Here is a 22726-nt window from a genome sequence, read left to right as displayed (position 1 = left end):
ATACTGGCGTTCCCTGCAACCGAAGGGAATTTACCCCCGCCCTTCGATGGCGCGCAGGGCCGACATCCCCCGACGTCGCAATAAATCGGCGTCTTCCGGCCCGTCAATAATTTCCAGCAAACGGACAACGGCCATCAAATGCCGTTGGGCATTGGCATAATCGGCCATTGTCAGGCGACTCATCCCGTCAACACCGGCCCGGCCAACCTGGTTCAGTTTCTTTTTAATCTCGACCACGGCCTTCGTGGCCGAACTTTGCGCGGCAAGAATATGCGAAATACTTGCCGTCTCCGCTATCGCCTCGGCAGATTGTTCGGCTGCCAGTACTTTTTCACCATCAAACGGCAGGGCAAACAGCGGGGCCACAGTACCACCGCGCGGCACAGGCCCCCGTGGCGGTTGCGGCAGGGCCTCGGTTACGCGTTCGGGGCTGGCACCAAACATGGTATTGGCAATGGCCTGGCTCACCCGACGACGCGTGCCAAGCAGGCGTTCGCCCCATGGGCCATCCTTGCGAATGTTTAATTCACGGGTAATACGAACAAATTCGGACGCATACCACCGCGCAAGCTGCAAAATCTGGTGTTCATCCTTGCCGCGTTGTACGCCCTGTTCCACTTCGGTCACGATCTCGGCCAGCATATCAATCACCATGTCCCCGGCACTGGCAAGGTTGGTACTGCCAAGGGATCGATCATCCGCCTTGCTTGACAGCACGCGGATCACCTTGAACAATTCGCTGGGCCGTAATAACCGCATCAGAATTGCCGACATGAACTGGGTTTCGTAGCCGGTTTTTTCCTTCGAAACCTCGATAAATTTTTCCCGCAACCATACCAGATCTGAATTGCTTAGACTTCGGATCGGGGCGGATGGAAAACGGATCCGCATATCAATAATAGGTTCCGCCACGCGCAGCATCCGGGCAATAGCGGCAAACGGCTTTAAATGCACACGTGACCCCAGGCGCGTTGCCAGGGCGCGTTCCTGCTTAACGCCCTGTTCCGAAATTGCAATCTGCTGTTCAATGCAGGTTGCGGCTTCTTTCCACAGCAGCCTTTCACAATTATGAATACGCGCCTTGTCATTCGCCTCGGCAGCAATTTCCAGGTCCTTGCAGGCTTTGTGAAATTCGGCCGATGCACTTTCACATACCACATTCCAGATCGGCATCAGGGATGGCCGCCCGATGCGAAGACTTGTTTCGCCGGGAATATCGGATGTTAAAAGATCCTCGAACGGTGTGCAAAACTGCCGCATCGGCGTTGGGTAACGTTCCGGCTTTAACGATGCCAGCCGGGGTCGCAAAATTTGCAGGATCTGATCATGAGGTAACGGCAAACGCGGTGCGTTGCGGTCACTTTCAATCGCCCGGGTAAATTTGGTAATTTCAGCTGTGCTTAGTGAATCGAATAATTGTTCAAGCTGCGAAATGGATGGGCCTGCACCCCCGGCTGCCGTCATTCGGATGCCTCCCGAAAACGTTCCAGTCGATTGACCATATCCGCATCCATATCGCCAGATCCCAGCTTGCGCACCTCGGCGGCCCACATAACCTGATTAACGCGAATATCCGTCCAGAATTTATATTCTTCCGGTTCCAGTTCACCAATCGGAATAACCGGCAAAAAGCTTGCCAGTTCTTCCAGTGCGTCGCGTTGTTCGGTCCTGTTCACCAGGGTTGCCGCCCGCCAACGGGCAATCAATTCTTCCCAACCGTCAAGCAACCACCACAGCCGGTCAATGCTGCGGTCAATTTCGCGTTGTGCCTTGGGCCAATCCACCAGAACAGCCCCGATATCGTTGTTCCAGCGATCAATAGCCCGCAACCATCGCACCGCATGGTCATAGGTGGCCCCGGCCCCGTTCACCACATGGGTGGCCATAAACCGGATATTCGACATTTCCGATAGTGACCATTCCTCAAGCTCGCTTGACAACCGGCGCAACCCGTTCACCAGATCGCGCAGTGGTCCGGCGCACCCTTCGGTTGCCAGGCCAACCGGGCTGGTCAGGATGCTCCATTGTTCCAGGCTATCAATCACAGACTGGTTGGCCGCGCCGGCGTTGCGGGCAAACTGGTCCAATGCGGCGCGTGCGCGTTTTTGCCCCTCCAGGGTTGCAAGATCGGTTATTTTCATATCCTGCACATCGTCGCCGCCCAGCTTGCACAGCGCCTGATACACCAGGGTCAATTGGCCGGTGTCGCGCTTGATTTTTTCCTGCGCGTCAAGCTGGTCTGCCTCGCGCGCCAGGCGAATGCCCCCAACACCGGTACGGGCAATGTTGCGCGAAATACGGCGTAAAATTTCGGGGGTAGGTTTTGACACCGGGGCCAGGTCTTCAAACAGCATCCGGTCATGTACAGAAAGATCAAAAATCTGCCGCATGGTTTCAAGGGGCATTTCATAGGTACCCAAACCACCCGACAGCCCCGGCAGGTTGATAACCAGCTTGTTATACGGATCGCGAACAACGCGGGCAAATCGCAACGGGCGCGTTGTAAAAGGTGTTCTCACCCCGCGCGCTTCAAATGTTTTGGGCAAAGCCGACAATGGATCCGGTCTGCCAGAAACACTCCCGACCGTCTCCTCCTGGCCCTGATGGCCACGCTGCAGGTTTTGTTGTCTGGTCATTCTGCCTATCGTTCAGCCTTTCGTCGACCGGGGTCCCCCGTCCACAAGTATAACCTGTCCTATAAGTCAGATTACACTGTATCTCCCCAAAACCATATTTCATAAAAGCGCACAGGCCGACAACCCCATTGGCGCATAAAAACCGTATCGCAATGCATCTTTTGCAAAAATGACATTTTTGCCCCCAGCAAACGGCGAAAAATAGCGCCAGCTATCCTCAAACCCGCATATTTTCGCGAACTTTCCCCATCAACATCGCGGTAAAATAGCATGCCTTTACGATCGGCACCCAAGGGGCCGTTCGCGATACCAGTTCAAATATTTGGGAACACACACGGCATAAAAAAAGACCCGAACCTGACATTCGGGCCTTTTAAAAACTGGTGCGCCCGACAGGATTCGAACCTGTGGCCCCCAGATTAGGAATCTGGTGCTCTATCCTGCTGAGCTACGGGCGCGCACTTTGATAAAGGAGGATTTGACTTAGCAGGTTCATCCGCACGGATCAATTATTCGATGCCCCGGATAACCAATTTCAGTCGCCAAACCACTGAGCGCTGGTACATTTGCCCCGGCAAAGCTTCTTTCCCGGGGCAAATACATCGTATTCTAGTTAAAAATTGCCGAAACCGGCACCGTATATGTCAGCGACAACACTTCGGCCCCGGGGTTTGTATCGCCAATATCGGCGTTCGATATATGGGCAAAACCCAGCCCGACACGTGATTTATTATCAAACCGGTAGGCAACTTCAACACCGGACCGAAACTCGATCCAATGTCCCAGATCTTCGCCGTCGCCATCGTGATAGGCCCCGACCGAACTGTAAAACGATGTGGCAAAATGGTCACCCCACAGCAAATCGGCCATCAACCCGCCATAGCCGTGAACGGCCTTGTCCGACGTTACCATAACACCGCCAATGGGGCGTAAAACGCCAAACAGCGCATGGTCATCGCGATAATCCAGCCGCATTTCTGCCGCCGTTTCATCTGAACCAATATTAAAAATACCCGTTGAAAATCCGATCTGTGCAACGTCATTGCTGCTATTTGAAAATTCCTGCGCCTGGCATGTACCAACCGCAAAAAATGCTGCCAATCCGGCCAGCATCCCCCCAAAAATCACGCGCATTCGCCAATCCTCGAACATTGCTTTGATATAATCTTAGCAAAGCAATCCATAGAGGCAATCTTCTAAATACAAAAAACGCCTTATGGCTCAGGATGTTTTTCTGCAAACCTGTCCGTTGCCCGAACCAGTTCGCGCACAATTCCCGGTTCACTGGCGGCATGTCCGGCATCATCGACAATCACCATGTCTGCTTCCGGCCATGCCTGCGCCAAATCAAACGCGCTGATTGGCGGGCAGACCAGGTCATAGCGCCCCTGAATGATGGTGGCCGGCAAATGACGGATTTTATCAATGTTTGCCAGTAACTGGTTTTCTGAAAAGAACCCCGAATGAACAAAATAATGATGTTCCAGCCGGGCCAGCGCCAGGGCAATTTCATCCCCTTCAAAACTGTCCACCAGTCCCTCATCGGGTAACAGGGTACAACAGCGCGCTTCATAGCCGCTCCAGGCGCGTGCGGCCTGGTTGGCTGCCTCGGCCCCGAATTTGCCCGCGAAATAATCGCCATATAAATCCAGCAATCGTTGCGCACCGGGGTTTTTCGTTAATCCGACAGCCCCTAAAAACTGCTGTTGCGCGTCGGGCAAAAAATTGCCCATTCCGGTCATGAACCATTCAATTTCGGATGGACGGCACAAAAATATACCGCGCAGCACAAACCCCAATGCCCGTTCCGGGTGGGCCTGCCCATAGGCCAGCGCCAGTGTCGAGCCCCACGACCCGCCAAAAACCAGCCATTTTTCAACCTTGCAGGCCACACGCAGGGCTTCGATATCACCAATCAAATCGGCTGTTGTGTTATTTTCAAGCGATCCAAACGGGCGCGACTTGCCTGCACCGCGCTGATCAAACAAAATCACCCGGTATTTTGCCGGATCGAAATAACGCCGATGATTGGGCGAAATCCCGGCACCGGGTCCACCGTGCAAAAAAATCACGGCAATTCCATCGGGGTTACCAACTTCTTCCCAATAAATTTCATGTCCGTCAGGGCGCGTCATCCAGCCGGAAACACGTGGGTCAATTTCTGGATACAACATGGCTCGCCCCTATAACATTAATACAGTCGTGGTTACTGGTAACACCACACACCCTTTCCCTGCATCAGTTATTATCAGGCCCTACCCCGCCCACACAAACCCACGCCAGATCATTTGGTGCAACATATGGCCCACCCCGGTTTTCAATCATCCCGCGCACAATAATCGTGCGTCCCACCCAGTCGGCCGGGGCCACACCGGCCCTGGCCAAATTACCAATCTGGGTGCGATCAAGCGCGATGGTGAAATCATGCCGCCAGTCAGCGCCGAAATTCAGATAGGCGCGATATTTCTGCATCTCAACCGATTTTAGCCTGCCCTGTACAATGGCAAACTGCCCCTTCCCGTCGCCGGCAAAGGGCACCAGGGCGCCTTTTTCCCGCACCGGGTTTGCGCTAAAAAAATAGCGCCGGTCTGTCGTTGTGTCCTTTTGCAAACCGGGTGCCCACATGCCAATTCCGGCACGACGCGCCTTTTCCTCCTGCGCAACGAGGCGCGAAATTATAGCATGTCTGGATATAACACGGGCAGCACCCGCCGCCGGGCTGCCGCCCATTTCCCCGCCATCTGCCGTCACCGGCAATGATATCGCACAATTGGCATCAAGGCCTGCGACGGGCAAAACCATTGCCAAACCGGCACCAACCAGCTGCTCCTGCCACACCCCGCCATCTTGCATGACAAAATACACGGGGTATCGCGGGTCCTGCCCCGGTGCGGCTGAACCAATATCAGCCAGATGTTTCTGCCCCGGGGGGACGACCGCAACAACATCACGATAATGTCGTTGCATAAAGGCCAATACCGCCCCCTGCATCGCCGGGATGACGGCGATATCGGCCAGGCGCATAGCCGCTATTTGGGGTTTTCCGGCCGGGCCATCGGCAAAAACAGCGTCGATATCAACCGGCGCCTTTAAACGCAAAGGTACGAACGAGGATAAAGACAAATCTGAAAGCGGGATATCGGGTGCAAGACCACATTGATATGGTGTCAGGTCAAGGCGATTGGCGTTTGGCGATGCTGCAACATTTTTTACCCGCGCCGAACTTTTCACCTGATATTGCGTTAAGGTTTTAACGTCTGGCGACTTTGCTGTTGTGGTGGCGATATAAGGCACTTCTGACGCGGCCTGTAACGGCCCCGCCAATGCCACACCGGCAAAAAAAGCAACGACACCGCATTGGCTTAACATCAGCAGAAATTTTCCGGCTTTTTTGCCAAACCGGGTCATATAATGCAGGGCCCTTTCATGGATGATTGATCCCGAACGCAACACACGCTACGAAACTAATGGTTGTCGGATCCCCCCGACAGGCACAGACACCGGCAAAGACAGAAACCACAACAGGGTCATCTCCCTGTTAATGCACCGGCCCCCATACCGGACATAAAGCGGAGGCAAAGATAGTGACAGGTTGGCAGCACAAGCGCAAAGCACGAACAGCATCCCTGTGGGTTGCTCTTGGATTTATGGGTGCCCTTGCGGGTTGTTCGACCAACCCCGCCACCGGCGAAGACACCTTTACCGCCTTTATGCCCCCGGCACAGGAAGCCGAAGTTGGCGCCGAGGAACACCCGAAAATCCTTAAGGAATTTGGTGGCAGTTATGACGCCAAGGACCTGCCGTCCTATGTTACGGAAATTGGCAACAAACTGGCCGCCGTTACCGAAACGCCGAACCAGAAATTCACCTTTACCGTGCTCGATTCGCCCATCGTCAACGCCTTTGCCTTGCCCGGCGGTTATGTCTATGTCACCCGTGGCCTGTTGGCACTGGCATCAAACGAAGCCGAACTGGCCGGGGTTCTGGCCCACGAAATAGGCCATGTCGTTGCCCGCCATTCAGCCCAGCGTTATAGCCGGGGCGTCTTAACCCAGGTCCTGGCCGGTGGTTTATCCGCCGCCATTGGCAATGGTGCGGGCGATGTGATTGGCATGGGGGCCAACGCCTATATGCAGTCTTTCTCGCGCGAGCATGAATTTGAAGCCGACAAACTGGGTGTGCGCTATCTTTCACGTGCCGGCTATGACCCGGCGGCAATGGCAAGTTTCCTTAAAAAGCTGCGCGCCCATTCGCAATTGCAGGCCGAACTGGCCGGGCGTTCGCCCGATGATGTTGACCAGTTCGACATCATGGCAACCCACCCGCGCACTGTTGACCGTATTGAACAGGCCCGTGCCGCCGCCAACACCCCGGTATCAGGCACCCCGCGTCTTGAAGCCGTTAAATACATGACTGAAATCGACGGCATGATGTATGGCGATGGCCCCGAAAACGGCTTTGTTCGCGGGCGTAAATTTGTTCATGTACCGCTGGATTTCTATTTTGAAATTCCCGACGGCTTTTCAATGATCAACCAGCCCGACGCCGTGGTTGCCCAGGATAATCAGGGCGCGACGATCATTTTTGAAGGTGCCCCCGCTGCGGCACAAAGCAACCCCGGTGCCTATCTGCAACGCGGCTTTTCCAAATCGGTACAGTTGCGTGATATTCAAACCATCGACGTCAACGGCCAAAAAGCCGCGACCGGCTCGGCCGACGTATCGCTTAAATCAGGGACAAAAGCACGCCTGCGCGTCGTTGCCATCGTACATGGTAAATCCGCGTTTCAGTTCCTGTTCCTGACCCCGCTTGACCGGGCTGACAGCTATAATCTTGCCCTGCGCCGCACAACCTATAGCTTCCGCTCCCTTACCGCTGCCGAGAAAAAACAGTATCACGCCCTTTCGATCAAGGTTCGCGCCGTTAACCCGGGCTATACCATTGATACATTTGTAAAATCGATGGCGGTTGATCGTCGGCCCGAAGAAACGTTTGACGTTTTGAACGGCATTGAAAACGGGCAACTCCCGCCCGAAGGGTCGCTGGTCAAGGTGATCAAGGAATAGCTTTTCGCCCAAAACAGACAAAACCCCGTCAGTTCCAGTTGAACTGACGGGGTTTTTTATATCCGGCTGGCGAAATGATATATCTGCCTAGGCATCCATCATTCCATCAACAATACGACCTTAACTTTCAATACGGTCAACAATCTGACCATTCGGCCCGATCGCGGCAGCAACCAGTTTACCGCCGCGCCCGGCCCCCCCATCAAGGGAAAGGGTATATTCGCGTTCGGAAATGCCCGGGGTTGTATTCGATGCCCCGCGAATAATGCGCGTGCAATCATAATACTGTTCGGTAATCGCTTCGAACATAGACCCACCCCACCAGAAGGTATCGGTTTGGGCCGTCAGGGCACGCGATGAATCCAGACCCGCATGCACAAAAATAAGCGACCCGTCGCTGACATAGGCCGCATGTTTTAAATCCGCCATCAACGCCCCATGCCCGCCATGGCGGCGCAAGGCATCGCTAAGCTGGCTGGTCCATTGCGAAATAAGATGTGCCCCCTGGCGCATGGTGGCCTGCACCGTTGCCGGGTTAAAACCATAGGCACGGACAATTCCGGCCGCCCCGCGCGACAACATCCATTCAAAGACTTCACCGGGGTTGGGCGCAAATTGCAATTGCTGCAATTTGGTTAGCATTTCTTCGGCAGCACCGCGTAAAAACACGATATCGCCCAGATCAACACCATCCTGGGCAATGAAAAACCGGCGAAACAGCAATACTTCGTTAATCGCGGCAAGCACGTTTTCGCCGGGGCCATCGCCCCAGTAGTTGCCGGTATATACCAGCCGGTCACCCGCACGAATTTTGCGCGCCAGCTTGGCGTGCACCGCCTGCAATGCAGCAAAATCGCCATTAACAGCCCCGACAACCCAGATACGGTCGGCAGGTTTTAACGACGCCAGAACGACAGCTGCTTGCGCCATGACATGCTCCTGATGAAAAAACCGGCCCAAGAATAAACCCCGGACCGGTTTTAAGAAAGTATATGCTGATGGTACGCCCGCAAACGCGGATCAGGCAGCTTTTTGCAAAAGTTTTTCCAGCTTGCCCGATGCCTTGTCCTTGTCGATCTTTTCGATCGCGGCCAGTTCGTCTACCAGGCGCTCAAACGCAGCTTCGTAAATCTGACGTTCGGAAAAGGACTGTTCAGGCTGGGTCGCCGAACGGTGCAAATCGCGCACAACTTCGGCAATTGAAACCGGGTCACCCGAATTGATTTTGGCTTCATATTCCTGGGCGCGGCGTGACCACATGGTCCGTTTAACGCGCGCACGGCCTTTAAGGGTGATCAGGGCAGAATCCATCTGCTTTTTCGAAGACAGCTTGCGCAGACCCGAGTTGCCCACCTTATTCACCGGCACCCGAAGCGTCATACGGCTGGAGTCAAAAGTGATCACATAAAGGCGCAGTTCCTGACCTGCAATTGCCTGGGTTTCAAGGCCATCAACACAGCCAACACCATGCGCAGGGTAGACAACAAAATCGCCAACAGCAAAGGGCAACTTATCCGACATCAAAGCTTCCTTCCGGCCTGAAAAGGCCTGGTCATTTAAAACACCTTGGTCCCAACGACGCGAAGGCACAACACGACCATGCTTTTGGCTTAGTCGCGGTAACAGACAGGTAATAAAACGGAAATCCGACAGTGCGGAATGGAGCCTGCCGAGCCCTCAACGCGAAGAAGGACCATAACACAACTGACCGGCCGATCACAGAACTTTTCTGTGCGGCCGGGTCAATGCTGCCATGCGCAGAAATTCATCCTGCGCTGTTTTACAGGTCTTTCAGGCCAGTATGACCAATCAGTCACCCGTGCCAGGGGCTTCGGACAAAAGCTCGGCCTTGCCGGGTTTGCCATCCCATTCCGCCGCATCGGCCGGTGCATCGCCCTTGCGGGTAATATTCGGCCAGATTTCGGCAAATTTGCGGTTCACTTCCAGCCAGTTATCCAAATTCGGTTCCGTATCTGGAATAATGGCTTCGGCCGGACATTCGGGTTCGCAGACACCGCAATCAATGCATTCATCAGGATGAATAACCAGAAAGTTTTCACCTTCATAAAAGCAATCGACGGGGCAAACCTCGACGCAGTCCTGATACTTACACTTGATGCAGTTTTCTGTCACCACATAGGTCATGGTGTAACTCCGTACAGGTTGCGGGGCCTGTGGCGGCTGCGCCCACCGTCGGCCTTATTTCTCTCTCTCGGCCATTGGTTATCACGCAGGGATGCTGTGTGCAACTCTCATAAAACACTACTTTTTGCAGTAGTATTTGCCACATTCATTCACCGCCCGATAATGATCGAATCACGACATCATTTTGTAATTATTGTCAAAATCCAAATCCGGTTCATAAAATATATTTCCAAAACCCGTCCCGAACGAGCCTTGCAACAATTGCAATTCTGCTGCCCTTAACATACTGTTTGCATCCTCGAGTGGTCGCAGAACCATATTTTGGGGTGTGGATAGCGGAGGCTGGCCTGACGAATGCGAGGCTCCAGTGGCAGAATCGCCTGTCTTTCAAACAGGCGCGGGCCGCTGTCATCATAACATTGTTGATTGGCGTTGGCTTCAGTGCGCTCCAGATTTTCTGGGACCTGCATGGAGAACGCAACCAGATTGACCGAACCGTTAACCAGGTTCTCTCAACAGTTCGGGAATCGGCAACCCAGGCGGCCTATGGTCTGGATGAAACCCTGGCTGAACGGGTGGTTTCGGGTCTTTTTGAATATGAACCCATTTACATTGCCCGCTTGCGCGATGATTTCGGCAATGTTCTGGCCAAACAGCAACGCCAGCAGACCTCGTCAAACCTGAACTGGCTCACCTCGTTAATGTTTGGTGACAACCAGCATTATGAAATCCCGCTAACCATTGGCGACTCCGCCGATCTGGTTGGCTATCTTGAAATTGATGTCGATACCGGCCTGATTGGTGCGGGCTTTATTAACCGTTCCGTCATGATCCTGGCATCCGGGCTGGTGCGCAATTTCCTGCTGGGCATAGCCTTGACGGTGTTTTTCTACATCGCCCTGACCAAACCGCTTTTGCGGCTGGTGCATTCCCTGCGCCAGGTTGACCCGGCAAGCCCCGCCACAACCAAAGTCGATATTCCCGCCAACCATATGACCGACGAGCTGGGCCTGCTGGCACAGTCAACCAACGGCCTGTTGATGGAAATTGACGACAATTTATGGCGCCTGCGCGAAGCAGAACAAAGCCTGCGCGAACGCGAAAGCCGCCTGCGCGGCATTATGCAAAACGTCGCCGACGGCATCTTAAGTGTCGATTCGGATTGCCTTATCCTGCAATGCAATCCGGCCTGCCTGCAATTGTTGCACCTGCCCGAAAACACCGAACTGATCGGGCGCAGCCTGTATGACTTTATTGTGGATGCGTCCCAGCTCAACCTGTCGCAGGCGCTGGAACAAACCGAACGCAAGGACGCATCCTTTCGACCGGTTCTCGATCAATCGATTGAACTGGTGTTGCGGTGTGCTGATGGTGGCAAAATTCGTGTTGCCGCTGTTTTCCGGCCCATGCAATTTGAAGACAACCTTCTGTACACAGTTGTCTTTCACGATGTGACAGCACAGCGGCGCTATGAGGAGCGTCTGGTCTATATGGCCAATCACGACCCGCTCACCGACCTTCCCAACCGCTCGATGCTGGAACTTAGCCTGCACAAGGCCCTGGGCGATTACCGCGAGCCCAACACCCTGCCCCCCGACGAAACCGCACCGCCCCTGACGGCCACGGCCTTGCTGTTCATCGATCTGGACCGCTTTAAACTGGTCAATGACAGTTTGGGTCACGATTTTGGCGACCTGCTGCTCAAGGAGGTCGCCCATCGCCTGCGCAGTGTTATCCGCCGCAGCGACACGCTGGGGCGTTTGGGCGGCGATGAATTCCTTATCATCATTCCCCATCTGACCGAAACACAGGAAGCCGCAACGCTTGGGCAAACCGTGCTGGATGCATTTTCGCCCGCTTTTGAAATTCGCGGTCGCCAGTTATTTGTTTCGCCGTCAATCGGCATTGCGCTAAGCCCGGCCGATGGCGACGACTTTGCCACCCTGATGCGCAATGCCGATGCTGCAATGTACAGCGCCAAGGCCCGCGGTGGCGGCACCTATCATTTCTTTACCAAGATGATGAACGAAAGTGCCGTGGCCCGCCTGGCAATGGAAAACGATCTGCGCGACGCCATCAAGCGCGAACAGTTCGAAGTTTATTATCAGCCCAAAATTCATCTTTCCACCGGCCGCCTTTCCGGGCTGGAGGCCCTGCTGCGCTGGAACCGGCCCGGGCGCGGGTTTGTTTCGCCCATGCAGTTCATTCCCATCGCCGAGGAAACCGGCCTGATCGCAAGAATTGGCGAATGGGTCCTACGGCGCGTTTGTCAGCAAATCATCGAATGGGATGCCGGTGGTGTGGCCCCGGTGGTGATTGCGGTAAACCTTTCCACCCGCCAGTTGATCGAAGGGCGCATCACCGAAACAATTTCGAATATTTTGCAGGAAACCGGCGTGCCCGCATCGCGCCTTGTGCTGGAAATTACCGAAACCGTGATGATGCAGGGCATGAACCGCGCCGTTGCGATTTTAACCGAAATCCGCCGTTTGGGTGTTCAGATCGCAATTGACGATTTTGGTACCGGCTATTCATCGCTCACCTATTTAAAACGCCTGCCCATCAATTCAATTAAGATCGACAGGTCGTTCATTCGCGATATCACAACCGACCCCGACGATGCCGCCATCACCAACACCATTATTCTTATGGGCCGAAATCTGGGCCTGCGCGTCATTGCCGAAGGGGTTGAAACCACCGAACAGCTGGAATTTTTGCGTGCCCATGATTGCGACGAAATTCAGGGTTTCCTGATTTCCGAACCAAGGCCGCCCGCCGAAATCGTGGTATTGATGGAACAACTGGAACAGGCATAACAATCTGCCCTATACTGGCGAAATCGTTTAAACTGGCAATGCCCCGGCAGGGCTTCCAGGCAAACAGCTTTATGCTGCACCATTTTGAGGATTTCATGTCGCATCCCCGTTCCGTCCTTCTGGTTGATGACAGCAAATTTGCCCGGCTTCTGGTCAAGGCATTTATCGAAAGCAGCTTTCCCGGCTGGGCGGTTGACGAAGCCGCCGATGCCAGCGAGGCCCAGATAAAGGCCGACAGCCAGTCCTATGACTATTTCATCATCGATTTCAACATGCCCGGTAAAAACGGTCTTGAACTTGGTGCCGACATTCGCCAGCAACATCCTCATGCCGTGGTCGCCCTGCTCACGGCCAATATCCAGCAGGACATCCAGAAAAAGGCCGACCTGCTGGGCATGGACTTTATCGCCAAACCGCCGACCCAGGAAAAAATCACGGCCTATTTCACAGGCAAAGAATCAGCCCATGATTGATTTATCCGACCTTGAACGCGATACCATCACCGAGCTGATCAATATCGGTGTCGGCCGGGCTGCGGCATCACTTTCGGAAATGGTCGATCAATCCGTTGAACTGACTGTACCGTCCATCAGCTTTGTCCAGCGGTTTTCAGATGCCAATCTGATCGCCGCCCCCAGCGAGGTGGTCTCTGCCGTCACGCAAAGTTTCAATGGCCCGTTTAATGGCGATGCCCTGCTGGTTTTTCCTGAAAGGCGCAGTCTGGAGCTGGTGCGCCGGCTGCTTCAGGTTGATGTCCCGCTTGACAGCCTGAGCGACCTTGAGCAGGAAGCCCTGATGGAGGTTGGCAATATCATTCTCAATGCCTGCCTGGGCAGTATTTCAAACGTTCTGGGCCATCCGATCAATTGTTCAATGCCGGTTTTCCGCAAATGCGAAACCCGCGATCTGATGCCAGACATCAGCCCGGTTCACAGCCTGGATGAAGAAACGACGGCCCCGTTTTTGCTTATTTTGCATGTTCAGTTCATGCTGCGGGAAAACGATATCGACGGCTATGTTCTGTTTGTCATGGATCTGGACTCGATCCAGACCTTGAAACAAATGGTCCAGCGTTATCTGGCGCACGCGCTCAGCTGACATAACAAGCCCTAGTGCTACCGGCACCTCCGGCTGCAAGGAGCAACCAGGCCATGCCTCATGGCGACAAAAACCGACCCGACAATGACGCTCAGCTGCCAGACAGCCCCGCCACCTGGAGCGGCGATCTTTACCTAACCCTGCTTGAAACCGCAGATGTCGGGATTATCACCATTGACCAGGACAGAAAAATTCTTTTCTGGAACAACTGGATGGAAAAGGCATCGGGGCAAAAGACCGCATCAGTAACGGGAAAAACCCTGGCAGACGTGTTTGGCGATGCCATCCCCACCCGGCTGAATAATGCCATTCGCGATTGCCTGAGCCTTGGCATGCCCGCCATGATTTCCCCATCCCTGAACAAATCGGTTCTGCCGCTGCGCCCCTTGCCGCAATTTGCCGAGAAATTTCCGCAAATGCAGCAATCGATCCGTATTCAGCCTGTCCGCATTTCACCAAACGTCCTGCTATGTTCAATCACGGTGCGCGATGTGACGCTGGCCGTACAGCGCGACCAGCTGTTGCGCCGCCAGGCGGCTGAACTGGCCGAACTGGTGACCAAAACCCGCCGCAGCGAAGACCGCACAAGGGCAATTTTACAAAACACCATCGATGCCATTCTGGTCGCGTCCGAAGATGGCACACTCGAACCGCTTAATGCACGTGCCCAGGAGCTGTGCGGCCCGCAGGGCGACCCGGAAATTAAAAACATCATCCGGTTTTTATTGCCCGATAGCGGCAACAACCCGCCGCCCAAGCCCCCCAGCGACCGCTTGCTAACCGATCTTGGCACCGGTGTTATCGAAATTCTGGCGTGCCCGGCCAACGGCCACAATATTCCGCTTGAAGTGGCCATCAGCCATTTTACCGCCTATGGCCGCTATCACTATATCATCACGCTTCGCGACATTTCCCAGCGCAAACGCCACGAAATGGAAATCCAGAACACAATGCAGGAGCTTGAAAACTCCAACGCGGAACTGGAACAATTTGCCTATGCCGCCTCGCACGATTTGCAGGAACCGCTGCGCATGGTGTCAAGTTATACCCAGCTTTTGGCGCGGCGCTATCGCGACAAGCTTGATGATACCGCCGACGAATTTATTCATTATGCCGTTGATGGCACCCGGCGCATGCAACGCATGATCGACGACCTGTTAACCCTGTCTCGGGTCGGGCGGCATGGCAAACCATTTCAGTCTGTCGCGCTGGCAGGGCTGTTTGATGCCATCGAAGCCAACCTGAAACGCGCCGATGCCGCCCCGGCGGGTAATATCATGCGCGCACCGGACCTGCCTGTTGTCGTCGGGGACCCCAGCCAGCTGTTGCAGCTGTTTCAAAATCTGGTGTCAAACGGGTTGAAATACAGTAACCCCGAGCAAGCCGAGGTCCGCATTTCTGCCCGCGAATTTGACAGTTTCTGGCGCATTTCGGTGTCCGACAACGGCATTGGCATCGACCCGCAATATCACGCCAGCATTTTTGAAATTTTCAAACGCCTGCATGGCTATGGCGAATATGCCGGTACCGGCATTGGTCTTGCCCTTTGCAAAAAAATTGTCGAACGTCACGGCGGCAATATCCATGTCGAAAGCGCGCCCGACGAAGGCAGTACCTTCCATGTCGATTTGCCAAAGGACCACAGTGTATTGTGATTATGGGCAAAACCATGTAGCTTTCGTTTACGTAAGCGTAAACTTAAAAGAAATACATGACTGACAGTTTTTCCATTACCGATCTTGCCCGCGAATTTGATGTCACAACCCGCACCATTCGTTTTTACGAAGATCAGGGGTTGATTGCACCACAGCGCCAGGGACAAACCCGCATTTATGGCCAGCGCGACCGTGTACGCTTACGCCTGATCATGCGTGGGAAACGGCTGGGCTTTGCACTTAAGGAAATTCGCGATCTTCTCGATCTTTATGAAACCGATCGCAGCGAAATTACCCAGCTTACCATCCTGATCAACAAAATCGACGAACGCCGCGATGCCTTGCGCAAACAACGCGACGACATCAACGCCACAATTGATGAACTCGACCTGCTTGAAGAAAACTGCCAGCAGGAACTTAGCCGTAAATCTGCCGGATAATGTTTCCCCCGCCAATATCGGGCACTTCAGCCTGGGCCGGGTTAGGTCGCAATATGCTTAACCACCAGGTCAACAAATGCCCGCAAACGGCCGAGATCGCGTAAATCGCGGTGATATCCCATCCAGATAGACCGCGTCGGTGGCTCGTCCATCCCGCCAAGCTGGCGCAAATTGGGCACCTGATCGCCAAGGGGCCGGGGCAACACGGCAATCCCAAGGCCACTTGCGCACATACGCGCCTGAATATGGCGGTTATTGCTACGCAAGCCAATCCCCGCCCGGGGAAACCGGTCCTGTAACCACATGGTATCGGGATAGCTGCCGGTCGAGGCATCCATTGTCAGTAATCGTTGTCCTTCGCCGTCGCCCACCGTTGGATCAGGCAAATTTCGGGCGATATAAACCCCATAGGGCATATCAAGCAACCGGCGTTGAACGATATCGCGGTTGTTGAACGGTACAATGCGAAAGGCCAAATCGGCTTCGCGCCGGGCCAGATTATACAGCCGGGCGCTAATCAGCATTTCAACCTCGACCGCCGGATATTTTTCGCTAAATTCCTTCAGGACCGGGGGTAAAACATATCCCCCAAACCAGTCAGCACAGGATAATCGCACAATCCCTTCCGGTTCCTGTCGTCCGCCAGCCAACCGGCGCTCCAGCGCAAGGGCATTTTCTTCCATCTGCTCGGCCAGGGCAAAGACCGATCGCCCCTCGTCCGTCAGGATATAGCCTTCGGCTGTTCGCTGAAAAAGCACCTGTCCGGTGGCTTCTTCCAGCGCGCGCAACCGCCGCCCTGCGGTGGGATGACTGATTTTCAACGTGCGTGCCGCCGCACCAAGCGTTCCCGCCCGCGCCACCGCCAGAAAAACCCGCACATCGCTCCAGTCCATATTGGCGTCCCTCCGGTTTGCCTGACAATGCTGTAAACAACATCCATCACCAGGCCCGTACAAATTTGAACGAACAAAGTGCATCATTGTTCATTGATAAACAATGATCATCGGCGCACAACAGCACAAATCCAAATTCCCGATCACAGGAAAAACAATGTCCATATCGAACACTGCCGATGCGCCGTTCAGGCTGCGTCGCCCCCTCGTTTTTGCCATGTCCGCGGCCACCGGCATTGCCGTTGCCAATATCTATTACAACCAGCCGATGTTAAATATCATCTCGCAGGATCTGCCCCATGCAGCATCCCTCATATCGCCTGTCACCCAGCTTGGTTATGCGCTGGGTCTGTTTTTGCTTGTGCCTTTGGGGGATATGTTTAACCGCCGCAAACTTGTCATCGGGCAATTTATCATTCTGGCGGCCGCGCTGTTATTGCTTGCTACCGCTGCGTCAACCGCCATGATTGTCGTTGCTTCAATCCTTGTCGGCATGAGCGCAACAGTCGCCCAGCAAATTATCCCGTTTGCCGCCCATCTCAGCGCCCCTGAACGGCGCGGTGCCACCGTTGGCACCCTCATGTCGGGGCTTTTGGCCGGAATATTGCTAAGCCGGACCATCGCCGGATATGTCGCAACCGGCATGGGCTGGCGGGCAATGTTCTTTATTGCCGTACCCGTGGCACTGGCTGCGGCGGCGGCCATGTTTGCCGCCCTGCCGAACGACCATAAAACAGCCCCGGCCAGCTATCCCAAACTTATTGGATCGATGCGTCATTTATGGCGCGACTACCCCGAATTACGCCGTGCAGCCCTTACCCAGGCCCTGCTTTTCGCCGGGTTCTCGGCATTCTGGACGGTGCTGCCCTTTTTGCTGGCGCAGCCACAATTTGGTTTCGGGGCTGAAATTGCCGGCTTGTTTGGTATCGTCGGCATGATCGGTGTGCTGGCAGCCCCGATTGCCGGGCGACTGGCCGATCACCGTGGCCCGCGAATTGTGGTACGCTTTGGTGTATCGGTCGTTCTTGCATCATGGGTGCTGTTTGCGACCTCAACCAGTATTTCCGCCCTGATCATTGGCGTTATCCTGCTTGATTTCGGCATTCAGTCCGCCATGGTTTCAAACCAGCATATTATCTATTCGCTCGAACCTGCCGCCCGCGCACGTATCAACACCATTTTTATGGCGACCATGTTTATTGGCGGGTCGGTGGGCTCTGCTTTGGGGATATGGGTATGGAATCACGGTGGCTGGGCCGATGTTACAGCCATAATCATTGCAGCCAGCATTCTGGCTATTTTGCTACAACTCCGTCCCCCGCGCCCGCAGCAAAATCCCGGCGCGAATTAACCCTTCCCCGCCCTGGCCTTTGGCAAAAGCGCCCTAAAAACAGATACAACACAGGGACGATCGAATTTTTCGATCGTCCCTTGCGTATTGGCAAACCACACGGGGCTGCAGGTTATTTTTTGCTAACAGTGCCGTTGCGCGCGGTGCCCGACAGCAGGCTAATCCGTTTCAGAAACCGAAACGCGCGGGCTGGACGGGCGCGAAAAAATGAAAATACACACTGGTACGGCAACCATTACCTGGACCATAATCACCCACGGCGTTTTAACAAAAATAACCGATGCGCCAATCATAAGGACAAAGGCACTTGCTGCCATGATTTTGGCCCGACGGCTGATTACACCATGTTCATTCCAGTGCCGCAGCGACGGCCCCAAATGCGGATGATTATAAAGCCAGGCATGCGCACGCGGAGACCCTTTGCCAAACAGCCATGCTGCCAGCAAAATAAACGGGGTCGTTGGCAATAACGGTAAAAAGATGCCCAACACACCAAGACCAACTGCCAACCAACCAAAAACAAGATAAATATGACCAGGATGCACGTTTTTATTCCCACAGGGCCCGCCACAGCATTGACGAAGCAATTTCATACAATGTAGTCAGCCCATTGGGAAACTTCAATTGCACTTATGCAAACAATAATGATTTTCATTATAAATTGCTGCCGTGCGGGAACAGGAACCATGATTGATATTGGCAGCGGCCTGTATTTTGACGAACGCCATCTGGAATTTCAGTTCATCCGGTCATCAGGGCCGGGCGGGCAGAATGTCAACAAAGTTGCCAGTGCGGTTCAAATGCGCGTGCGAATTGATGATTTGCACGAACTGCCCCTGCGCGTGCGCGACCGGCTAAAGGAAATTGGCGGCAACCGCGTCACCACGCAAAACGAACTGATCATAGAAGCCCAGCGTTTTCGCACCCAGGAACGCAACAAACAGGATGCAATCGAACGGCTTGTCGCCATGCTGCGCAAGGCAACGGAACGTAAAAAATATCGCGTAAAAACCCGCCCAACGCTGGCCTCGAAACGCCGCCGCATTGACACCAAAAAGAAACGTGGCGACACCAAAAAAATGCGCCAAAGCCCGACGGACTAACGAAAGCCGCACGCAATAATCCCGGTTTAACCGGCCCTGTTATGCCCTGTTTACGATAATCCGCTTGGCCCGCCTGCCATGTTAATACTCAGTCGCACCCCTGTCGTTTTTCAGCGATGCACCGCGCTAATTTATTGTCCATCACCACACGCGGCTCCGGCCCCTTTGTTGCCCTGCCCTTGGCCTTTTGATCAGATTGCCCGGTCGGTTTAACCGGCCTATCGTTGCATAATGTTGTGCGCCCGCCCCGCCCCAAAATGAAGCAAAATACAGGAACGCCCCATGCCCGATCCTGACTGGACCAAAATTGCCGCCGCCGCCTTGCCCGATAATTGTGGCTGGCGCGGGCAATATCGTGTGCGCTATTCCGAAATCGGCCAAAACGGTTTGGCCACCCTGCCTGCCCTGGCCGATTATATGCAGGATGCAGCAGGTTGCGGGGCCAAACGGTTGGCACTGGCCTATGATGATACCGTCGATCGGGGTGTGGCATGGGTTTTGGCGCGCATGGCTATTATCGTGCGGCACTATCCGGCCAATGGCGAAACCATCACCATTGAAACATGGCCCTCGGGGTTCTCCCATCGCATGGCCTGCCGCGATTTCCGCCTGATCGACGAAAGCGGGTCTGTCTGTGCTGTTGCACAAAGTTTCTGGGCCCTGTTTGATTTACAGGCCCGGCGGGCCGCGCGCTGGCCAGACTGGCTCATCGCGCGCCTGCCCGATCCCCCCGGCCCGAAACTGATCGAGGTTTCCCAGCGCCCGGCACATCCCCCCGCCAATATGACAATGACAGACCATATTACCGCCCGGGCATCTGACCTTGATATTTATGGTCACGTCAATAACGTACGGCTAATGCAATGGGTGCTGGCCACCAGTGGACCGGACAAAACAGCTGATTTTCAACCCGCCAGCTTCGATATGCAATTTCGCACCGAATGCCGCCTGCATGACCGGGTTGAAATCCGCCAGGCAGACGGCTACGCCACCATTTCACGCCACGATACGCAGGATGGTAAAACCAGCGACACCGACCTCGTTCGTGCGCAATTTGTCCTTTAATTAATCTTCCCGTAGAACCACATCACCAAATCGTCATGCTCAGATTTCGTTTGTCTCCATTGCGTCCCACAACAGGGCAACAGGCTTGAAACTGCGGCGATGGTGTACCGTTGGCCCGGCAACATGCAGGCCCGCCATATGCTTTTTCACGCCATAACCGGCGTTGCCTTCCCAGCCAAAATGCGGATAACGCACTGCAAGCCTTGCCATGGCGCGATCACGCACCACCTTGGCAACAATGGATGCCGCCGCAATCGACAGCGATTTGCTATCGCCCTTGATCACGGTTTGCACCGCGCAAGGCAGCCCCGGATCCCGGTTGCCATCCACCAATGCCTGGTCAGGTAATTCCGGCAGGCGGGCAACAGCGCGACGCATCGCAACATAGGTCGCCTGCAAAATATTGATCCGGTCAATTTCGCGCACCGATGCCGCACCAATGCCAACAATCGCGCACTCCATAATCCGGGCTGCAAGCAGGTCACGCTTTTTGGCTGACAGCTTTTTGGAATCATTTAGCAGGTCATACAAATCGCCAATGCGTGCATCTTCGCGCGGCAAAACAACAGCAGCCGCAACCACCGGCCCGGCCAGCGGTCCGCGCCCTACCTCGTCAATCCCGGCAATGATACCGCGATACTGGTCTTCAATTGCAAAGTCGGGCATGCCCGTCATCTACCTGTTTTGCATATACCCTGCCGGGCTGGCCAGGATGGTTCCCAACCCTTTCGGAAACGCCCCTTCTTACCACGTAGCGCCACCTGGAAAACAGTTCGTTTCGGCCTTCATTGCTACTGGCATTATCCTGGCTTGCAACACACCGCCAGAAACATGGGCATTTGATTATTGTCTTGGTAGGAAGACTGTTTAATAGCAGGCTTGGTTAATCTGAAAATCCATTCATCTGATGACAAAATCAGGAAATCTTTTCGGAAAATTTTTGTGGTGGCTCCCGCATCGCCGTATTGATCGAAAACCTTGGACTAAAGCGACGCCGGCACGTTCATGCAGTTGGAAAGAACTTGCAAATATTCAGCACATTACAGATGCTCATAATCACGCCACTGAGCATGTTTGAATTTGACAAGCGCTCAAACAATTAAAATCGGTAACATTATGCAAATTGACGTCACGGAAATATATGCCGAAAACTTGAATGCACCCAATGATGTTTACCTATTAGAAAACCAGCTGGCAGATTTAAAACTGGCCGGATTCACTTGGCTAACGTCAATGCGCCATAAAAACAACGGATTGAATATTTTATTCAATCACGTTTTTGAAGAAATAAGATCTTGGGACACTAGCCTAACACCGACATTAATATCCGGCAACTCTGCCTGGAGGCTCGAAACACGAATCACTAATTACAAAAAATACTTAAAACACCGACAGGAAACCCTTAGTCAATCATCTTCATTTAAAGAAAGCATCGAAGAAAAAATCACGAGAAACAAAGAAGTGAAGTATTTTGCCGCCGCAAAATTAAAAAAAGAAAACTTAATCGATGCTTTTGACATTTTAATGTCCGACAGAATTACTGCGATAGCATTTACTAATGGTGAGAAGGATACACACGATCTGCTCTGCAATGGTTGGGAAGACGAATACCCTGTGGATCACGATCTTCTTGCAAGAATTTGCAGAAACGGTGGGATTTTATTAAAGAAGGTCGGAGAGTTTGACGACCTGAAAATTGGATTTACAGCATTTTTTCCTAAATATTTGATCGATCCTTCTATTATGGAATCGAAAAAATTTTATCGGATTAATACTTCATCTTCAGGGATATGAAACTTCAATTCCCGCCTTATTAGCTAGAAGCCCTACAAGACGAACATTGCAGACGTTTCTGCATTAGTAACCTGCTATCAACAACAACACCTGCCCTGTCGCCAGAACCGGCGTTGTTGATTTTCATTCCTGCCTTCGCAGCAATACCAACATAGCATCATTCCGGGGCGTAACATACGGCTTGCAATTTATTACCGTCCGGGTCGCGCACATAAGCTGCATAATAATCCGCCCCGTAATGCGGGCGCTCGCCCGGTTCGCCTTCGTTCATGCCACCATTTTTCATAGCCAGTTCATGAAAGGCACGCACCTGTTCGCGCCGGTCTGCCAGAAAGGCGATATGGGTGCCGTTGCCCCATGTTGCCGGACGGCCATCTTCGGGACTGTAAATATAAATCATGGGCATCTCGCCACCACGTTCATAGGCCAGCGGTTTTTCAGGCGGCTTTGGCAGGCGTTCAAACCCGATAGCCCCTAAAACCGCATCATAAAATCTTGCAGATCGGGCTTTGTCATTGGTGCCCAGAGTAATGTGGCTAAGTACGGCCATGGAACGCCCTCTCAATTTGCGATTATTCGTTATTCGGTTTGCAACTTTGCCACAGTATAGCAAAAACCATCTGCTGGTGTTTCATCGAAAACCATTATGCTGCAACCCTCATGA

The 22726-nt window shown here is 53.7% G+C and carries 23 protein-coding genes and 1 tRNA gene; 10 read left to right on the top strand and 14 right to left on the bottom strand.

Translation table 11 applies throughout. The features are described from left to right. Positions 1-30 precede the first annotated feature (30 nt). The 7 genes from J4E05_RS13515 to J4E05_RS13485 all read right to left on the bottom strand — a co-directional run bounded on the left by J4E05_RS13515 (position 31) and on the right by J4E05_RS13485 (position 6044). The gene (locus tag J4E05_RS13515; protein WP_349596413.1) at positions 31-1464 is read right to left on the bottom strand and encodes a hypothetical protein; all 1434 of its coding nucleotides are present in this window, start codon (positions 1462-1464) and stop codon (positions 31-33) included. Next, positions 1461-2636: a hypothetical protein gene (locus J4E05_RS13510; RefSeq protein ID WP_349596411.1), complete on the bottom strand. Its 1176-nt coding sequence runs from the start codon at positions 2634-2636 to the stop codon at positions 1461-1463. Before J4E05_RS13510 ends, J4E05_RS13515 begins: the two co-directional genes overlap by 4 nt. Before the next feature lie 71 nt (positions 2637-2707). Next, the gene (locus tag J4E05_RS13505; protein ID WP_349596408.1) at positions 2708-2929 is read right to left on the bottom strand and encodes a hypothetical protein; all 222 of its coding nucleotides are present in this window, start codon (positions 2927-2929) and stop codon (positions 2708-2710) included. An 88-nt stretch (positions 2930-3017) separates the two neighbouring features. Continuing rightward, a tRNA-Arg gene (locus tag J4E05_RS13500) sits at positions 3018-3094 on the bottom strand. A 151-nt stretch (positions 3095-3245) separates the two neighbouring features. Next, complete coding sequence (locus tag J4E05_RS13495; protein WP_085587145.1) at positions 3246-3770, bottom strand: acyloxyacyl hydrolase; 525 nt, start codon at positions 3768-3770, stop codon at positions 3246-3248. An 80-nt stretch (positions 3771-3850) separates the two neighbouring features. Beyond that, complete coding sequence (pip, locus tag J4E05_RS13490) at positions 3851-4810, bottom strand: prolyl aminopeptidase (protein ID WP_349596405.1); 960 nt, start codon at positions 4808-4810, stop codon at positions 3851-3853. A 64-nt stretch (positions 4811-4874) separates the two neighbouring features. Continuing rightward, positions 4875-6044 carry a hypothetical protein gene (locus J4E05_RS13485; protein ID WP_349596402.1) on the bottom strand — a complete coding sequence of 390 codons (1170 nt, stop codon included), beginning with the start codon at positions 6042-6044 and terminating at the stop codon, positions 4875-4877. A 176-nt stretch (positions 6045-6220) separates the two neighbouring features. Here J4E05_RS13485 and J4E05_RS13480 point away from each other — a divergent pair, with 176 nt between their 5' ends. After that, positions 6221-7702, top strand: a complete 1482-nt coding sequence (locus J4E05_RS13480) for a M48 family metalloprotease (protein WP_349596399.1) — start codon at positions 6221-6223, stop codon at positions 7700-7702. A 120-nt stretch (positions 7703-7822) separates the two neighbouring features. On the opposite strand, the gene J4E05_RS13475 is transcribed toward J4E05_RS13480, so the two are convergent. The 3 genes from J4E05_RS13475 to fdxA all read right to left on the bottom strand — a co-directional run bounded on the left by J4E05_RS13475 (position 7823) and on the right by fdxA (position 9847). Next, positions 7823-8632: a hypothetical protein gene (locus J4E05_RS13475; protein WP_085587141.1), complete on the bottom strand. Its 810-nt coding sequence runs from the start codon at positions 8630-8632 to the stop codon at positions 7823-7825. A gap of 90 nt (positions 8633-8722) precedes the next feature. After that, complete coding sequence (locus J4E05_RS13470; RefSeq protein ID WP_085587140.1) at positions 8723-9223, bottom strand: CarD family transcriptional regulator; 501 nt, start codon at positions 9221-9223, stop codon at positions 8723-8725. A gap of 288 nt (positions 9224-9511) precedes the next feature. Continuing rightward, positions 9512-9847, bottom strand: coding sequence for a ferredoxin FdxA (fdxA, locus tag J4E05_RS13465; protein WP_085579562.1), 336 nt, complete (start codon positions 9845-9847; stop codon positions 9512-9514). Between the two features lie 302 nt (positions 9848-10149). Here fdxA and J4E05_RS13460 point away from each other — a divergent pair, with 302 nt between their 5' ends. The 5 genes from J4E05_RS13460 to J4E05_RS13440 all read left to right on the top strand — a co-directional run bounded on the left by J4E05_RS13460 (position 10150) and on the right by J4E05_RS13440 (position 15856). Beyond that, a complete protein-coding gene (locus J4E05_RS13460) occupies positions 10150-12663 on the top strand; it encodes an EAL domain-containing protein (protein WP_349596395.1) in 2514 nt (837 codons plus the stop codon). Positions 12664-12758: 95 nt separating this feature from the next. Beyond that, on the top strand, positions 12759-13136 hold the full coding sequence (locus J4E05_RS13455; protein WP_349596392.1) for a response regulator transcription factor: 378 nt from the start codon (positions 12759-12761) through the stop codon (positions 13134-13136). Continuing rightward, positions 13129-13761: a chemotaxis protein CheC gene (locus J4E05_RS13450; RefSeq protein ID WP_349596390.1), complete on the top strand. Its 633-nt coding sequence runs from the start codon at positions 13129-13131 to the stop codon at positions 13759-13761. The genes J4E05_RS13455 and J4E05_RS13450 overlap by 8 nt, the downstream gene beginning before the upstream one ends. A gap of 53 nt (positions 13762-13814) precedes the next feature. After that, positions 13815-15416 (top strand): PAS domain-containing sensor histidine kinase, encoded by a 1602-nt coding sequence (locus J4E05_RS13445; protein ID WP_085587138.1) that lies wholly within the window; start codon positions 13815-13817, stop codon positions 15414-15416. Positions 15417-15472: 56 nt separating this feature from the next. Beyond that, positions 15473-15856, top strand: coding sequence for a MerR family transcriptional regulator (locus tag J4E05_RS13440; protein ID WP_085587137.1), 384 nt, complete (start codon positions 15473-15475; stop codon positions 15854-15856). A gap of 41 nt (positions 15857-15897) precedes the next feature. On the opposite strand, the gene J4E05_RS13435 is transcribed toward J4E05_RS13440, so the two are convergent. Next, entirely contained in the window at positions 15898-16749 is an 852-nt protein-coding gene (locus tag J4E05_RS13435; protein ID WP_085587136.1) for a LysR family transcriptional regulator, read from the bottom strand. Between the two features lie 157 nt (positions 16750-16906). Between J4E05_RS13435 and J4E05_RS13430 the strand changes: the two genes are divergently transcribed. Next, positions 16907-18100 (top strand): MFS transporter, encoded by a 1194-nt coding sequence (locus J4E05_RS13430; RefSeq protein ID WP_349596387.1) that lies wholly within the window; start codon positions 16907-16909, stop codon positions 18098-18100. A gap of 158 nt (positions 18101-18258) precedes the next feature. Here the strand turns inward: J4E05_RS13430 and J4E05_RS13425 are convergent, their stop codons facing one another. Then, complete coding sequence (locus J4E05_RS13425) at positions 18259-18645, bottom strand: YbaN family protein (RefSeq protein ID WP_139835431.1); 387 nt, start codon at positions 18643-18645, stop codon at positions 18259-18261. Positions 18646-18786: 141 nt separating this feature from the next. Here J4E05_RS13425 and arfB point away from each other — a divergent pair, with 141 nt between their 5' ends. Together arfB and J4E05_RS13415 are read left to right on the top strand one after the other, a co-directional pair. Continuing rightward, positions 18787-19203, top strand: a complete 417-nt coding sequence (gene arfB, locus J4E05_RS13420) for an alternative ribosome rescue aminoacyl-tRNA hydrolase ArfB (protein ID WP_349596384.1) — start codon at positions 18787-18789, stop codon at positions 19201-19203. 282 nt (positions 19204-19485) lie between these two features. Further along, positions 19486-20268, top strand: a complete 783-nt coding sequence (locus J4E05_RS13415) for an acyl-[acyl-carrier-protein] thioesterase (protein WP_349596382.1) — start codon at positions 19486-19488, stop codon at positions 20266-20268. Positions 20269-20307: 39 nt separating this feature from the next. Here the strand turns inward: J4E05_RS13415 and rnhB are convergent, their stop codons facing one another. Further along, complete coding sequence (gene rnhB, locus J4E05_RS13410) at positions 20308-20934, bottom strand: ribonuclease HII (RefSeq protein ID WP_349596378.1); 627 nt, start codon at positions 20932-20934, stop codon at positions 20308-20310. A 450-nt stretch (positions 20935-21384) separates the two neighbouring features. Here rnhB and J4E05_RS13405 point away from each other — a divergent pair, with 450 nt between their 5' ends. Further along, complete coding sequence (locus tag J4E05_RS13405) at positions 21385-22062, top strand: hypothetical protein (protein ID WP_349596375.1); 678 nt, start codon at positions 21385-21387, stop codon at positions 22060-22062. 157 nt (positions 22063-22219) lie between these two features. Here J4E05_RS13405 and J4E05_RS13400 read toward each other — a convergent pair whose 3' ends face one another. Further along, the gene (locus J4E05_RS13400; protein ID WP_349596372.1) at positions 22220-22612 is read right to left on the bottom strand and encodes a VOC family protein; all 393 of its coding nucleotides are present in this window, start codon (positions 22610-22612) and stop codon (positions 22220-22222) included. Positions 22613-22726: the final 114 nt, after the last annotated feature.

The organism is Thalassospira sp. NFXS8 (assembly GCF_040148805.1).
Lineage (GTDB): Bacteria > Pseudomonadota > Alphaproteobacteria > Rhodospirillales > Thalassospiraceae > Thalassospira.
Note: the sequence above shows the minus strand (reverse complement) of the source record. Positions and strands in the feature narration are given on the sequence as shown.